General features: G+C 68.9%; 12 protein-coding genes. 2 read left to right on the forward strand and 10 right to left on the reverse strand.

The features are described 5' to 3' along the window. Positions 1-120: 120 nt before the first annotated feature. From F4561_RS16265 to F4561_RS16275, 3 genes are all read right to left on the reverse strand, one after another. The gene (locus tag F4561_RS16265) at positions 121-2,157 is read right to left on the reverse strand and encodes a SpoIIE family protein phosphatase (RefSeq protein ID WP_184580002.1); all 2,037 of its coding nucleotides are present in this window, start codon (positions 2,155-2,157) and stop codon (positions 121-123) included. Between the two features lie 446 nt (positions 2,158-2,603). Continuing rightward, entirely contained in the window at positions 2,604-4,376 is a 1,773-nt protein-coding gene (aspS, locus tag F4561_RS16270) for an aspartate--tRNA ligase (RefSeq protein ID WP_184580004.1), read from the reverse strand. Between the two features lie 171 nt (positions 4,377-4,547). Next, positions 4,548-5,231, reverse strand: coding sequence for an MBL fold metallo-hydrolase (locus F4561_RS16275; protein ID WP_184580006.1), 684 nt, complete (start codon positions 5,229-5,231; stop codon positions 4,548-4,550). 533 nt (positions 5,232-5,764) lie between these two features. On the opposite strand from F4561_RS16275, the gene F4561_RS16280 reads away from it, so the two are divergent. Next, positions 5,765-6,997 (forward strand): DUF349 domain-containing protein, encoded by a 1,233-nt coding sequence (locus tag F4561_RS16280; protein ID WP_184580008.1) that lies wholly within the window; start codon positions 5,765-5,767, stop codon positions 6,995-6,997. A gap of 61 nt (positions 6,998-7,058) precedes the next feature. Here F4561_RS16280 and F4561_RS16285 read toward each other — a convergent pair whose 3' ends face one another. From F4561_RS16285 to F4561_RS16310, 6 genes are all read right to left on the reverse strand, one after another. Continuing rightward, positions 7,059-7,418, reverse strand: a complete 360-nt coding sequence (locus F4561_RS16285) for a cupin domain-containing protein (protein ID WP_184580009.1) — start codon at positions 7,416-7,418, stop codon at positions 7,059-7,061. A gap of 48 nt (positions 7,419-7,466) precedes the next feature. Continuing rightward, positions 7,467-9,650: a RelA/SpoT family protein gene (locus F4561_RS16290; protein ID WP_184580011.1), complete on the reverse strand. Its 2,184-nt coding sequence runs from the start codon at positions 9,648-9,650 to the stop codon at positions 7,467-7,469. Positions 9,651-10,268: 618 nt separating this feature from the next. Next, positions 10,269-10,799: an adenine phosphoribosyltransferase gene (locus F4561_RS16295; protein WP_184580013.1), complete on the reverse strand. Its 531-nt coding sequence runs from the start codon at positions 10,797-10,799 to the stop codon at positions 10,269-10,271. 217 nt (positions 10,800-11,016) lie between these two features. Beyond that, positions 11,017-11,157, reverse strand: coding sequence for a hypothetical protein (locus F4561_RS16300; protein ID WP_184580015.1), 141 nt, complete (start codon positions 11,155-11,157; stop codon positions 11,017-11,019). Positions 11,158-11,281: 124 nt separating this feature from the next. Next, positions 11,282-11,428: a hypothetical protein gene (locus F4561_RS16305; RefSeq protein ID WP_184580017.1), complete on the reverse strand. Its 147-nt coding sequence runs from the start codon at positions 11,426-11,428 to the stop codon at positions 11,282-11,284. A 396-nt stretch (positions 11,429-11,824) separates the two neighbouring features. Then, positions 11,825-12,748: an NmrA family NAD(P)-binding protein gene (locus F4561_RS16310; RefSeq protein ID WP_184580019.1), complete on the reverse strand. Its 924-nt coding sequence runs from the start codon at positions 12,746-12,748 to the stop codon at positions 11,825-11,827. Between the two features lie 107 nt (positions 12,749-12,855). Between F4561_RS16310 and F4561_RS16315 the strand changes: the two genes are divergently transcribed. Continuing rightward, on the forward strand, positions 12,856-13,422 hold the full coding sequence (locus F4561_RS16315) for a TetR/AcrR family transcriptional regulator (RefSeq protein ID WP_184580021.1): 567 nt from the start codon (positions 12,856-12,858) through the stop codon (positions 13,420-13,422). 356 nt (positions 13,423-13,778) lie between these two features. Here F4561_RS16315 and F4561_RS16320 read toward each other — a convergent pair whose 3' ends face one another. After that, complete coding sequence (locus tag F4561_RS16320; protein ID WP_312885308.1) at positions 13,779-14,450, reverse strand: TetR/AcrR family transcriptional regulator; 672 nt, start codon at positions 14,448-14,450, stop codon at positions 13,779-13,781. Between the last annotated feature and the right edge of the window lie 42 nt (positions 14,451-14,492).

Here is a 14,492-nt window from a genome sequence, read left to right on the forward strand (position 1 = left end):
GCAACCCACCCCCGGCGCGGCCCCATTGCCCACCCTGCGTGGGCCGGGCGGGAAACCCACGGAACTCCACGCGGTACGGAGGAACGAAATCCCCATAATCAGCACAGGCTGTTCGCCGGTTCAGACCATCCGGGCGATCAGGAACGCGATGTCGTCGCCGCGCCCCGCGGGAGTCAGCGAGGCGAGCGAGGTGGCGGCCGCGTCGACGTCGGCGGCCATGGCACGCAGCGCCCTGCCCACGCGCTGCAGGCCGTCGTCCATGTGCACCCGGGAACTCTCCACGAGGCCGTCGGAGCACATGAGCAGGCTCTCGTCGGGAGCCAGCAGGCGGGTGGTGACCGGGTACTTGCTGTTGGAGTCGACCCCGACCGGTGGACCGGTCTCGGGCTGCCAGGTCCCGAAACCTTCGGTCGTGGCGATGAGCACCGGAGGCTGGCCGGCCCACGCCGCGTGCATCTCGCCGGAGTCGAGGTCGAGCACGAGGTAGCCGCAGGTCGCGAAGACGATCTCGCCGGTCTCGGTGAGCAGCCGGTTGGTCTCGGCCAGCACCACTCCAGGGTCGGCCTGGTTCGCCGCGTAGGCCCGGAACGCGATACGGATCTGCCCCATGGCGGCCGCGGCCTCGACACCGTGCCCCTGCACATCGCCCACGAGCAGGCCGACCCGCCGCTCGGGAAGCCGGATGACATCGTAGAAGTCGCCGCACACCCGCCATCCGGCCCGCGCCGGCAGGTAGCGCGCGGCGATGGTGATGTCGTCGAAGTCGGGCAACTGCGGCGGGAGCATGCGGCGCTGGATGGCGTCGGCGAGCTCCAGCTCGGCCTGCTGGCGGTTGACTCGTTGCAGCGCCTGGCCCGCCAGGCCGGCCAGGGTGAGCATCAGGGCGCGCTCGTCGGGGGCGGCGTGGTGCGGTTGGTCCCAGGCGACCTGCCAGACCCCGAGAGCGACTCTGCGGTCGCCGAAGATCGGAACGATGGCCCAGGACTGTGCGCTCGTGTGGCGGAGCAGCTCGTGCACGGCGGGGAACCGCTCCAGCACCTCCGCTCGGCTCTCGAAGAACCGCGGCTGGCGGTCCTGGGTGACGGCGCCCATCGGGAAGCTGGCGTCGGTGGCGTCGTGGCCGTCCATCTTCCCGGTAAGGCCGGTGCGCTCGACCGTCGAGGGGGCCGCGCACAGAACGTTGTCCTCGACGAGCATTACTGTCGCGCTGGTACCGCCGAATATCGGCACGAACTCCTCGGCGAGGAGGCCGGTGACCTCGTCGACGGTGGTGGCGGAGACGAGTTTCGCGGCCAGCTCGGTGACCTGGCGGCCCTGGGCCGCCTCGATCCTGCGGCGGTCGGCCAGCCGGCGGACGAGCTGGACGCGGTCGGTGACGTCGTCGATGAAACCGACGAGCCGCGGGGTCTCCCCCGGCAGGTAGCGGGCGCGGGCCCACAGCCACCGCTCGTCACCGACCAGGTCGAACATCCGGAACTGCTGCTCGTAGTCGCGGCCCTGGTAGGAGGTCTCCATGGCGTCACGCAGCCGGGCGACGTCGTCACGGTGCACGCGCGACAGGCAGTCCTCCAGGGTGGCTTCGTCGCCGGCGAGCAGCTGGCCCAGAGGCGAGGGGCCGAACAGCTCACTCAGCCTGCCGGTGCGCAGGTTGAGCGTCCATAGCGCGGTGTCGGCGCTCTCGGTGCGCAACTCGCTTACGGCCCGCAGCGTCTCCTCGTCGCGTGGCGCCGTGCGCAGCGCCACGATCACCCCCGTGGGCTCGCGATCGCTTCCCCCGGGCAGCGGGCAGCAGTCGACCATCACCCGCCGCGGGTCGGAACCCGCGACGACGGCCACGGGGCCCTCGCCCCTCCTGCGGCCGCCCGCGAGCGCCCTCCGGTGCACCTCCCACCCGCGGTCCGTATCGTCCTCGACCAGCAGCCGCGGCCAGGGAAACCCGGCCACGTCGGCCGAGGACAGTCCCGTTACGTCGACGAACGCGGAGTTGACCAGGAGGATGCCGCCGGACTGGTCAGCGACGAACATCGCGGTCGGCGCATGGCGAAACGCCTCGCCAGCGCGATCCTCGGTGATGTGGGCCTCCGTGTCGCTCCGAGGGACGTTCGGAGGTGCCGCGGAACCGGCGAAGCCGTCCGTGGAGCCGGTTGAGCCGTTCACGTATCGATCATCCCTGTGTCGTCCCGGGTGCCCATTCCGCGTACACGGCTCTCCCCGTAAGCACCCGATTCGGCCTAGTTTATCGGCAAAATACCCGTATACGCAGGTGGTAAGGGCTACGTCCGGGTCGTCCCCTGCCGCGCGCCGAGCATGCGACCCCTGGCCCCGGAAAGACCGGACTTTTCCCACTGGCCATGCGAAAGGCAATGAGATCGGGAGCAATCCAACCGAATCTTCGGGTTCCGCCGGACACCGTTCACGGGAATCGTTACCGGCGCGTAACGGATTCCGTGTTCCCCCTCGCAGACCAACCCCCACGATAGGGGACGTCGCCACGGTACGAAGTACGGGAGATACTCCCTTTTGCTGGTATTTGCACAGCTTTGGTGTTCCCCGAGTTTCTCGCGCGCGGGTTGGCCTGCGGTGGGCATTGCGGATTCCCCGCGCTATTGGCGCTTCCGGTCCTCCGGGGGCAGCTCCACGCCAATGTGGACGTCGGCGAGCTGGTGGTTCGCGACGGGCGCGGGTGCTCCCATCATCAGGTCCTCGGCGTTCTGGTTCAGCGGGAACGCGATGGTCTCGCGGATGTTGGGCTCGTCGGCGAGGAGCATGACGATCCGGTCGACTCCCGGTGCGATTCCACCGTGCGGCGGGGCCCCGTACTTCAACGCGCGCAGCATCCCGCCGAACCGTGCCTCGACTTCGGCCTTGCTGTAACCGGCAATGTCGAACGCCTTGTACATGATCTCGGGCGAGTGGTTCCGGATTGCGCCCGAAGACAGTTCGACACCGTTGCAGACGATGTCGTACTGCCAGGCGAGGATGTCCAGCGGATCCTCGTTCTCCAGCGCCTTGAGCCCGCCTTGCGGCATGGAGAACGGGTTGTGGCTGAACTCGATGCCGGTTTCCTCGGAGAACTCGTACATCGGGAAGTCCACGATCCAGCAGAACCGGTAGGCGTTCTCCTCGAAGCGGCCGGAGCGCTTACCGATCTCCACCCGCAGTGGCGCCATGATCCGGTTGATCTCGTCGGGGTCCTCGCTGGCGCAGAAGAACAGCGCACTGCCGGCGTCACCGCCGGTTTCGGTGAGCAGGTCCTCGGCGATGTCGCCGACGAACCTCGCGATCGGCCCGCTGAGCTCGCGGTCATCCGAGACCTTCAACCAGGCGAGGCCCTTGGCCCCGAGCTCGGTCGCGAGATCGCCAAGGCCGTCGAAGAACGACCGCGGCATCTCGGCGAGACCGGGAACGGCCAGCGCCCGCACCCGCTTACCGGCGAACGCCTTGAAGTCGGTCTTCTCGAAGAGCTCGGTGACGTCGGTCATCCGCAGCGGCACGCGGAGGTCGGGCTTGTCCGTGCCGTACCAGGTGAGCGCGTCGCGGTACGCGATACGCGGGAACGGCGAGGAGATCGCGCGCTCGGGGGCGAACTCGGTGAACACGTCCGTCATCAGTTGCTCGATGACCTCGAAGAGCTCGTCCTGTTCCACGAAGCTCATCTCAACGTCGAGCTGGTAGAACTCGCCGGGTGACCGGTCGGAGCGGCTGTCCTCGTCGCGGAAGCACGGCGCGATCTGGAAGTAGCGGTCGAAGCCCGCCACCATGAGCATCTGCTTGAACTGCTGCGGTGCCTGCGGGAGCGCGAAGAACTTGCCCGGGTGCAGCCGCGATGGCACCAGGAAGTCGCGGGCGCCCTCGGGGCTGGAGCTGGTCAGGATGGGTGTCTGGAACTCGTTGAACCCCAGCGATGTCATCTTGTGCCGGATCGCGGAGATCACCTGCGAGCGCAGCACGACGTTGCGGTGCATGCGCTCGCGGCGCAGGTCCAGGAAACGGTAGGTGAGCCGGCGCTCCTCGGAGGTCGAGTCCTCGGGGAAAACCGGGAACGGCAGCTCCTCGCAGGTGCCGAGGATCTCGACCTCGTGGGCCTCGATCTCGACCTCCCCGGTCGCCAGGTCGGGATTGACGTTCTCGGGGCTGCGCGCGATGACGGTGCCGTCGACGCGGATCACGGTCTCCTTGGCCAGTCGCGTGAGCTCCTCGAACACCGGAGACTCCGGACGCGCCTGCAACTGGACTATCCCGTAGTGGTCGCGCAGGTCCACGAACAGCAGGCCGCCAAGATCGCGGCGGTTGTGCACCCACCCGGACAGGCGGACGTCAGCCCCCACGTCCTCGCTCGTGAGCTGTCCACAGGTATGGGTCCGAAAACGATGCATGAGCTACCAAGTATCACTAACTACGCGGCTGACTTAACGGGACCGGACAGCCCCGCCGGTGCCCCAGGTGTGCGGACGCGGCGGTCAAACCCACCGGGCTAGCCGAATCCTACCGCCAAACCGGGTCCACCCACCGGACTCCGCGCACCGCAGATGGCGGGCACGGGGGTTCTAGCGCTGCGGCAGGTCCCGCAGGAACGGGTTGCTGGCACGCTCGCGGCCCACGGTGGTCTGCGATCCGTGCCCGGACAGCACCACGGTGTTGTCGGGATGGTTCCGGCACACCCCTTCGAGGCTGCGCAGGATGGTCGGGTGGTCGCCGCCGGGAAAGTCGGTGCGGCCGATGGAACCGGCGAACAGCAGGTCTCCGGTGAAGAGGACGTCCGGCTCATCGGTGTCGTTGGCCAGCGCGTAGGCCACCGAGCCCGGCGTGTGCCCGGGTACGTGTTCCACGGTGAGGTCCAGCCCGGCATCGGTCAGCTTCTCCCCGCCGGCGAGCTCGGCCAACCGGGCCGGCTCCGCCATCTCGGCATCGCCGAGCAGCGCGGAGAGCTGCCCGGCCAACCCGGGGTCGAGCCCTTTGGCGGGGTTGGTGAGCAGCGCGCGGTCGTCGGCGTGGACCCGGACCGGGACATCGTAGGTCGCGCACACCTCGGCGGCGGACCACACGTGGTCAAAGTGGCCGTGCGTGAGCAGCACCGCCGCGGGGGTGAGATCGTGCTTGCGTACGAGCTCGGCGATCCCTTCGGCCGCCTCCTGCCCCGGGTCGACGATGACGCACTCCGCGCCGGCGGTCGGCGCGACCACGTAGCAGTTCGCGGCGAGCGGTCCGGCGGGAAAGGCGGTGATGAGCACGGTGCGCGCTGACCTCGTTTCGTTGTCGGCGTGTTCCCAGTGGGGCGCCCGGTCGCGGGATGCCCCGATCCGAGCCTATCGATGTCGCGCCGCCGCCCGGTGCGTCCGACTACTCGCTGTATCGTCGCGGCCGAGACGCGTCGCGATGGACGCCGCCTCCGGCTCCTCCGATCACCATTCGGTCACCCCGACCCGCGCACGTCTTTGCCAAACGTCCTGATAGTGCCATATTGGTCGTCATTACGTCGGTCGAATGTTGGTCGTTGTCCCCGCGTATCGGTCACCCGGCAACGGGGCCGGCCCGGGAGGGCGCGGCGTGTCTGGCTCCCGAGGCCACGGCCGGCGTATCGCCCCGCTGAGGAGGCACAACGAAACGGCATCAGGCACAATTCGTCGATATCTGACACAGAGTTATGGATATCGTGACTAGTCACGGCAGGTCCCACAGCACGTGCACCGTTCGGCCGGGATTCGCTGTCACGACAACCGGAACCTGGCAACCGGTGCCAGGCTCGTTACCGCAGGAGGACACGGTGAACACGGACCCCTGGGGCCGCGTAGACGACGACGGCACGGTCTACGTGCGCACGAGCGAGGGCGAGCGTGTCGTCGGCTCGTGGCAGGCCGGCGCCCCCGAGGAGGCCCTCGCGTTCTTCCGCCGCAAGTACGACGCACTGGTGACCGAGGTCGAGCTGCTGGAGAAGCGGCTCACCAACACCGACCTCTCCGCCACGCAGGCGCTCGCCAGCATCGAGAAGCTGCGCTCGGCCGTACGCGACGCCAACGTGGTGGGGGACCTCGACGCCCTCTCTCGCCGGCTCGACGCGCTCACGGAGCGTGCCGAGGAGCGCAAGGCCGAGCAGAAGCAGGCGCAGCAGCAGGCGCGCGACGAGGCACGCGACGTCAAGGAGCGCATCGTCGCCGAAGCGGAGCGTGTCGCCGAGGAGACCACCCACTGGAAGTCCGGCGGCGAGCGCATGCGCCACCTTATCGACGAGTGGAAGGCGGCGCCGCGCGCCGACCGGCCCACCGAGCAGGCGCTGTGGAAGCGTATGTCCGCGGCCCGCAACGCGTTCTCCAAGCGCCGCAAGGCGTACTTCGCCGGGCTCGACCAGCAGCGCGAGCAGATCCGGCAGCAGAAGGAAGAGATCATCGCCGAGGCCGAGTCCCTGTCCGACTCCACCGACTGGGGCCCGACCTCCGGCCGGTACCGCGAGCTGATGCAGCAGTGGAAGGCCGCCGGCCGCGCCGACCGCTCCAGTGAGGACAAGCTGTGGGCGCGGTTCAAGGCGGCGCAGGACCGCTTCTTCCAGGCACGCAACGCGGTGTTCGCCGAGCGCGACGCCGAGCTGCGCAGCAACGCCGAGGCCAAGGAGCGCATCCTCAAGGAAGCCCGCGAGGAGATCCCGCAGGTCAACGACCCACGCGAAGCGCGGGCCCGGCTACGCCGCTACCAGGAGGAGTGGGAGGAGGCCGGCCCGCTGCCGCGCGACTCCCGCGACCAGCTCGAAGGTGCCTTCCGCAAGCTGGAGGAGTCCGTACGCAAGGCCGAGGACCAGGAGTGGCAGCGCAGCAACCCTGAAGCGCGGGCGCGGGCCGCCGACACGGTCTCGCAGTTGCGCGACTCCATCAGCCAACTGGAGCGCAAGCTGGAGCAGGCGCGCGCGGCCGGCAACGACCGCAAGGCCCGCGAGTTCGAAGAGGCGATCGGCGCGCGGCGCTCCTGGCTCGACGAGGCCGAGAGGGCGCTGAACGAGATGAGCTGAGCGCGGGCCGCCCTGCCCGGGATCCGGAGCGGTATCCCGGGCGGGGCGTTCCGGCTCCCGGTCAGGAGGCCGCCTCGGGCTCGGTTGCCCGGCCCGCCATGGCCACGTTGAGGAGCACCACCGCGTCCTCCACCGCCTCCAGGCTGTGTTGCCCCTGGGGGATGATCAGCATGTCGCCGGTGCGCCCCTCCCAGGAGTCCTCACCGGCGAGCAGGCGCACCCGGCCGCGGACGACGACGAGGGTCGACTCGCCGGGGTTGGGGTGTTCGGAGAGCGAGTTTCCGCGTGTCAGCGCGATGAGCGTGTGCCGGAGCGTATGCTCGTGGCCGCCGAAGACCGTGGTCGAGCTACGGCCGGAGGACGCGTTGGCCGCCTGCTCCAGGTGGTTGCGCGCCAGTGCGTCGAGCGAGAACTTCCTCATGGGAGCATTGTGGGGGCATCTTCGGCCAGGACCAACCCCACAACGCCGTCAACTCTTCATCCGGTAGACGTCGTAGACCCCGTCGACCCCGCGGACGGCTTTGAGGACGTGGCCGAGGTGGGTGGGGTCGGCCATCTCGAAGGTGAACCTGCTCAGCGCCACCCGGTCGCGGCTGGTCTGCACGGTCGCCGAGAGGATGTTGACGTGCTGGTCACTCAGCACCCGCGTGATGTCGGACAGCAGGCGTGACCGGTCGAGCGCCTCGACCTGCAGGGCGACCAGGAACATGGAGTCCTCGGTGGGCTGCCACTCCACCTGGAGCATACGCTCGGCGTCGAGAGAGCGGGTGTTCACGCAGTCCTCACGGTGCACGGAGACACCGTTCCCCCTGGTGACGAAGCCGACGATGGAGTCGCCGGGCACCGGTGTGCAGCACTTGGACAGCCGCACCCAGACGTCGGAGGCGCCCTCGACCGCGACACCGGGGTTGCCCGCAGGGCGGTTGCGCGGCGGCTGGCGCGTGGGCAGCGACGACTCGGCGATGTCCTCCTCGGCGCTCTCGATCCCGCCGAGCGAGCCGACCAGTTTCTGCACGACGTTCTGCGCGCCGATGTGCCCTTCGCCGACGGCCGCGTACAGCGCGTCGACGTCGTTGTACCGGAGGTCGCGGGCGAGGGCGAGCAGTGCCTCGCCGCTGAAGAGCCGCTTGATGGGCAGCTCCTGCTTGCGCATCACGCGGGCGAGGGCTTCCTTGCCCTTCTCGATCGCCGCCTCGCGGCGCTCCTTGGTGAACCACTGCCGGATCTTGTTGCGGGCCCGCGCGCTCTTGACGAAGTTGAGCCAGTCGCGGCTGGGGCCGGCGTCGGTCGCCTTCGACGTGAGGATCTCGACGGTCTCGCCGTTGTGCAGTTCGCTCTCCAGCGGAACCAGCCGGCCGTTGACGCGCGCGCCCACGGTGCGGTGGCCCACCTCGGTGTGCACGGCATAGGCGAAGTCGACAGTGGTGGCGCCCTGCGGCAGCGAGATGACGTCGCCCTGCGGCGTGAAGACGAAGACTTCCTGGACGGAGAGGTCGAACCGCAGCGACTCCAGGAACTCCCCCGGGTCCTTGGTCTCCTGCTGCCAGTCGATGAGCTGGCGCAGCCATGCCATGTCACCGGCGCCCTTGGACTTGCCGCCGCTCTCCTTCGGGCCGTTGACCCGGTCTTCCTTGTACTTCCAGTGCGCGGCGATGCCGTACTCGGCCCGGCGGTGCATCGCCCGGGTGCGGATCTGCAGCTCCACCGGGTTTCCGGACGGGCCGATGACGGTGGTGTGCAGCGACTGGTACATGTTGAACTTCGGCATCGCGATGTAGTCCTTGAACCGGCCCGGCACCGGGTTCCACCGCGCGTGGATGGTGCCCAGGGCGGCGTAACAGTCGCGCACGCTGTCGACCAGCACCCGGACGGCGACGAGGTCGTAGATCTCGTCGAAGCCGCAGTTGCGGGCGATCATCTTCTGGTAGATCGAGTAGTAGTGCTTGGGCCGGCCGCGCACGGTCGCCTTGATCTTGGCTTCGCGCAGGTCGGCGGAGACGGCCTCGATCACGTCCTGCAGGTAGACGTCGCGGCGCGGCGCGCGTTCGGAGACCAGCCGGGCGATCTCGTCGAAACGTTTGGGGTAGAGCGTGGCGAACGCGAGGTCCTCCAGCTCCCACTTGATGGTGTTCATGCCCAGGCGGTGCGCCAGCGGGGCGAAGATCTCCAGGGTCTCGCGCGCCTTCTTCTCTCGTTTGGCCTGCGGGAGGTAGCGCAGTGTGCGCATGTTGTGCAGCCGGTCGCACAGTTTGATGACCAGGACCTTGATGTCGCGCGACATCGCCACGACCATCTTGCGCACGGTCTCGGCCTGGGTCGCCTCGCCGTACTTGACCTTGTCGAGCTTGGTGACGCCGTCGACGAGCTCGGCGATCTCGTCGCTGAAGTCGGTTCGAACCTGGTCCAGCGTGTAGCTGGTGTCCTCCACCGTGTCGTGCAGCAGCGCGGCGGCCAGCGTCGGCTCCTGCATCCCCAGCTCGGCCAGGATGGTCGTGACGGCGAGGGGGTGCGTGATGTAGGGGTCACCGCTCTTGCGCTTCTGGTCGCGGTGATGGTGGGCGGCGACCTCGTAGGCGCGTTCGATGAGCCGGACGTCGGCCTTCGGGTGGGTCGCCCGGACGGTCTTGATCAGTGGTTCGAGTACCGGATTCATGGTCACCCCCCGCTGGGCGCCGAGCCGGGCGAGGCGGCGACGTACTCGCACCGTCGAGGATGGGCCCGGCGGGCTCTCCGGACCGGGGTCGGGACGGGCTTCGGGACCACGTGGCTCGTTACCCGGTGGAGTCGCCCCGCTGTCCGCGGGACGTTCCTGGCCTGCCTCGCCAGGGGAAACCCGTGCATCCGTCGCATCCTCGTGTGGCTCCCCTTGGGGACGTGGTCTTCGTTGCTGGTCGTCTTGTCCGTGTTCTTCCCGCTCCGAGGCGGTGTGCCCTACCTCGGGGTCGTCCACCGCCGGCTCGCGCGAATCGGGATCAGGGGCCGACTGCTCTGGACGCTCGGGCACCGCACCGGTCGAAACCGCTTCCCGTGGCATGGACTTACCTCCCCGCGGCTCGCCCCGGCGGGGTGCGCCGGGGACATCCACCCGGTCCTCAAGGTGGACGCTGCGTCGTGAGCGATCGGCTCACTTGTTCCAACGCGTCGTTGCAGCTCAGTTATGCCCGCGCGGCCAGATTCCGTGGATACACGTACCCCTTGGACTGGTTTGGACAGCGAGATCGGAGTACGGTGCGTCCGCGAGTTCGGGTTACGGGTGCCCCAGGGGCGGGGCTCAGACCGCGGATAGGGCGTGCAGCTCCACATCGGACAGCTTCTCGCGGCCCCGCAGGAACGTGAGTTCCATCAGCACCGAGAGTCCAATGACGGTACCACCCGCCTTACGGACCAGCTCCATCGCGGCCCGTGCGGTACCCCCGGTCGCGAGCACGTCGTCGATGACGAGCACACGGTCACCGGGAGCGATGGCGTCGGCGTGCATCTCGACCGTCGCCGTCCCGTACTCCAGATCATACGACTCGCTCAGCGTCTTCGCGGGCAGTTTCCCCTCTTTGCGGACCGGGACCAGGCCCGCGCCGAGCTCCAGCGCGACCGGGGCGGCCAGCAGGAAACCGCGCGCCTCCAACCCCACGACCCGGTCGACCCCGGCCGCGGCGAACCGGCCCGCCATCGCGAGCACCACGGACCGGAAGAGGTCAGGCGAATCGAGCAGCGGGGTGATGTCCTTGAAGAGCACACCGGGCTCCGGAAAGTCCGGGATGTCGCGGACGTGCCGCCCGATCAGATCGCTCAGCTCAGCGGACATGAACTCGTTGCTCTCCTCGGTTGGGGCTCCTTGGCTGCCAGCCGGCGGCGCGAGGGGACCGCCACCGGACCGACACCACGACAGTACCGGCCCCCACCAGTGAGGCCGGTACCCGAGGTCCGGGAAGCGCGCACGCGCGCACTTCGACGAGGAGGCATGACGGGAGGAGCCCGAACTCCCGCCGGCATCCGCGGAAGCGCGCTGGAGACTTCGGCCGTCAGATGGGTGCGCGCTCGCCACGCGGGGTGAACACCACCTCGCGCGCCCGGCGATGGTCGATTACCGGGCGCAGCGTGGGGTTGGTGAGCAGCACCACAGGGGCGACCCGGTTTGGCGACACCGGATACCACTCGGGCAAGGCCCTCGCGATGCCGATCCACGCATCGTCGGTGGCGCCGCGGGCCGCCAGGTCGCGAGCGGTTTCGAGGGTCTACTCGAAGACCGGGGGTCCGGCCTTCACACGGGCCCTCCCTACATACCGTCTAGACCGCAGCGCGCACGTGGTCGGCCCCGTCGTATTCGAAGAACGCCTCGTACGCGGGCACCGTCCCGGTGCCGCTGCCGCGCGCACCGCAGAAGTAGCCGTGGCCGGGGCGCGCCCCGGTGATCTCGTCGAAGTTGGTGAACACGTCACCAGCGGCGAAGACCAGCGCCGGCGCGTCTGGTGAGAAGAGGGAAATCCCTGGTCATCGGTGTGGCCCCACCAGGGCAGCACGCGAACTTCCAGCCCGTGACCGAGGGATCACATGTCGAACTCCTTCCCGGCGCACGCGAAGGTGCGCCGGGAAGGGTACTTCGGGCGTGGGGTCGGCGTGCGGGATCGGGGGAGTGACCGGCGGTGCTTGCTTCCCGTTGGAACCACTGGATCACCACCGCTGCGTTGCTGCTGTAGGCGCTGGTCGCCGCAGTCGTGTAGCCGAGGAAGATGGACGCTTGGGGGATCAGGGCCATGTTCGCGGCGAGTGGGTGGCGTCGAAGTCAGGAGGAACGGCTTTCCTGCCAGACTGAGCGAGTCCAGGGTCCTGTTAGGCGTTGATTCGCATATGTTCGTGCGCCCAGGCGTCGAAGCTGGTGAGCGGAATTCCGAGATCCCGCGCATACTGCGGGCGGCCTGGTTGTCCGGCCACGTTCAGCCACTCGTGTGAGGCGCCCATCGTGGGCATTCCGGCGGCAAGGGCCTGCTGCTCGGTCATATTCGGCGCGGACAGCGGTGTGTCAAGGGCGCGGGAGAGCACCTCGGCGATCTCCCTCATCGACAGGTACTCGCTCGCCAGCTCCAGCTCGACTCCGTCGAATCGCTCCGGCGCGGCGACGACTGCGGCGGCGGCCCTGCCGATGTCCTCCACCGCGATCAGCGACAGCCGGGTCTCGGGCTTCACGACGCTCACCAGGCCGCCCTCGACGCCGTGCGGGAACATGAACGCCATGGAGGGCAGAAAGTTCTCCATGAACGTGCCTGGCTTGAGGAGCGTCCAGTGTGGAAAGCCGGCCGAACGGAGCCGGTCTTGAACCGTGGTCTTGGCGCCGAGGGTGCGTGCCATCGCCGGAAAGCGGTCTTCGTCCCAGCCAGGAACCTCTGTGTGCTGTCCGGCGCCGGTGACGGAGGTGTGCACGAACTGAGCCACCCCGGCGGCCCTCGCGCCCTCGATGAGGTTGACACCTTGGGCCACCTCCCCGTCGAAGTCGAAGCCGTCCGCGGTCATTGCGGGCGTCTGCACGGAGAACACGGCGCGGGCGCCCTCGGCGGCGCGGATCACGCTATCGCGGTCGGCAAGGTCACCGGTGACCAGTTCGGCGCCGAGCGCCTCGACGGCCTTGGCCCGGTCGGTGGCCGGGTCGCGCACCAGGGCGCGGACGGGAACGCCCGCCGCGAGCAGGGCGCGGGCGGTGGCGCCGCCCTGTCGGCCGGTGGCGCCGGTGACCAGGACGGACGCGGAGTCTGTGGGCATGCTGCTCCTTGGGTACTCGTCATCCAGATTAAACGGCGGGGTCCGCCGTTTATGTTCGAGTACGATACGGCGGGGTCCGCCAGTTAGCAAATCTCTGAGGTGACGCCGTGCCCGACCGCCAGCGCGCCGACGCCCGGCGCAACTACGCGCGCATCCTCGCCGTGGCAGAGGAGGAGGTCGCCGCCCATGGGACCGGTGCCTCCCTGGAACAGATCGCCCGCACCGCGGGGGTGGGTTCGGGGACCGTGCGCCGACACTTCCCCACCCGCCGCGCACTACTGGAGGCGATCTCCCAAAAACGGGTCGAGGCCCTGTGCGTCCGCGCCCACGAGTTGACCGGCACAGGCGACAGCCGCGAGGCGCTCCTGGAATGGCTGAGCGACGTTGTCACCTACTGCGTCTCCGCCCGAGAACTGGCGGACGCGCTGGTCTACGACTACGCGGAGTCCGACCCGGCGCGCGGAAACACCTGCTCGGCGGCGCTGGAAGTAGCTGCGGAACCACTGCTGCGCCGCGCCGCACAGGACGGCAAGGTCGCAACAGGCGTCACTGTCGCAGACCTGCTCACCTTGATCGTGGGCATCGTCCTGGCCACGGAGCACTACCCCGATCCCGCCGCCGCAGCGGGCCGACTGTTCCGGCTGGCTGTGGCGGGACTGAGCCCGCAGAACTGAACAAGGCACACGACCGGCAGAGCCGAGAATGGGCCTGTGAGGTGTCCTGGTTCTTCCGGACAATGCGCGGCCCAACGATCATCAGACGCACGTTCGCATGCTGTCCAAAGGGGCGGCCCCTACCCCACAGAATGCGAACCTCCAGCCCGTCATCGAGGGGCCGCAGGTTGAACTTCTCCCAGCGCATAGCAAGGTGCGTCGAGCGGGGTACTTCGGGTCCAGCGCCGACGACCAGGGTGCGGGGGGGGAGTGATCGGCGATGGTCACGTCCCGCTGGAACCGCTGGATCACCACCGGTTCCACCGCGATCAGCAGCCCGCCCGCCACCCACGTCACCAACCTCTCAGGGAGTACGGCTAGGGCGTCTCGATGAGGCCGGTGAGCACCCGGCGCACCATCCGTTCGAACAGGGTGTGCGTGTCCGGGGATGCTTCGGTGCCAGGGCTGTCCGCCAGCGCCGCCACGATGAAGGGGTGCCGCTCCTTGGTCGCGGCTGTGGCCAAGTAGGAGGCCTGTGCGAGCTGGACATTGGTGGGCGATTGCCGACGGCGCAGCTCGGTGCGGGCGAACAGGGTGACCAACCCGTTCAGGAGTCCGATGGTCTCCAGTTGGGCCGGGTAGGGCAGCGACGCTGGTGCCAACGCACGCAGCGCGTGTTCCAGGTAGTCCATGCCTGAGGGACCCATGGTGGGTTCGGTGGACATGTCGAGCAGCCAGGGGTGGCGCAGGTGCACCTGCTTCGCGTGGCCCATAAGAGCGGCCAGATCCTCGACAGGATCACCGCTGAGCGGGTCGTCGAGGTTGATCTCCCCAGCGGCGGCGTCGGCCATGAGGGCGAGGAGGTCGTCGCGGGTGGCGACGTAGCGGTACAGCGAGGCCGGACCGGTGCCCAAACGCTTGGCCACCCGTCGCATGGACACCGCCGCGAGGCCGTTCTCGTCGGCCAGCTCGATCGCGGCGGCGGTGATCTGGGGCCGGCTGCGCTCCGGTGCGGGGCCGCGCGACCCCCGTTCGGGGCGGTCCCACACGGTCGTCGGCTCCTCGGCCACCATTCCCCCGTTTCACACTGC

The sequence above is a fragment of the Lipingzhangella halophila genome, from assembly GCF_014203805.1.
Lineage (GTDB): Bacteria > Actinomycetota > Actinomycetes > Streptosporangiales > Streptosporangiaceae > Lipingzhangella > Lipingzhangella halophila.

What these genes read in the sequence shown, in the direction of transcription:
- F4561_RS16295 (WP_184580013.1), bottom strand. Translation starts at nt 10,799, where the DNA reads ATGTCCGCTGAGCTGAGCGATCTGATCGGGCGGCACGTCCGCGACATC.
- F4561_RS16290 (WP_184580011.1), bottom strand. Translation starts at nt 9,650, where the DNA reads ATGAATCCGGTACTCGAACCACTGATCAAGACCGTCCGGGCGACCCAC.
- F4561_RS16310 (WP_184580019.1), bottom strand. Translation starts at nt 12,748, where the DNA reads ATGCCCACAGACTCCGCGTCCGTCCTGGTCACCGGCGCCACCGGCCGA.
- aspS (WP_184580004.1), bottom strand. Translation starts at nt 4,376, where the DNA reads ATGCATCGTTTTCGGACCCATACCTGTGGACAGCTCACGAGCGAGGAC.
- F4561_RS16285 (WP_184580009.1), bottom strand. Translation starts at nt 7,418, where the DNA reads ATGAGGAAGTTCTCGCTCGACGCACTGGCGCGCAACCACCTGGAGCAG.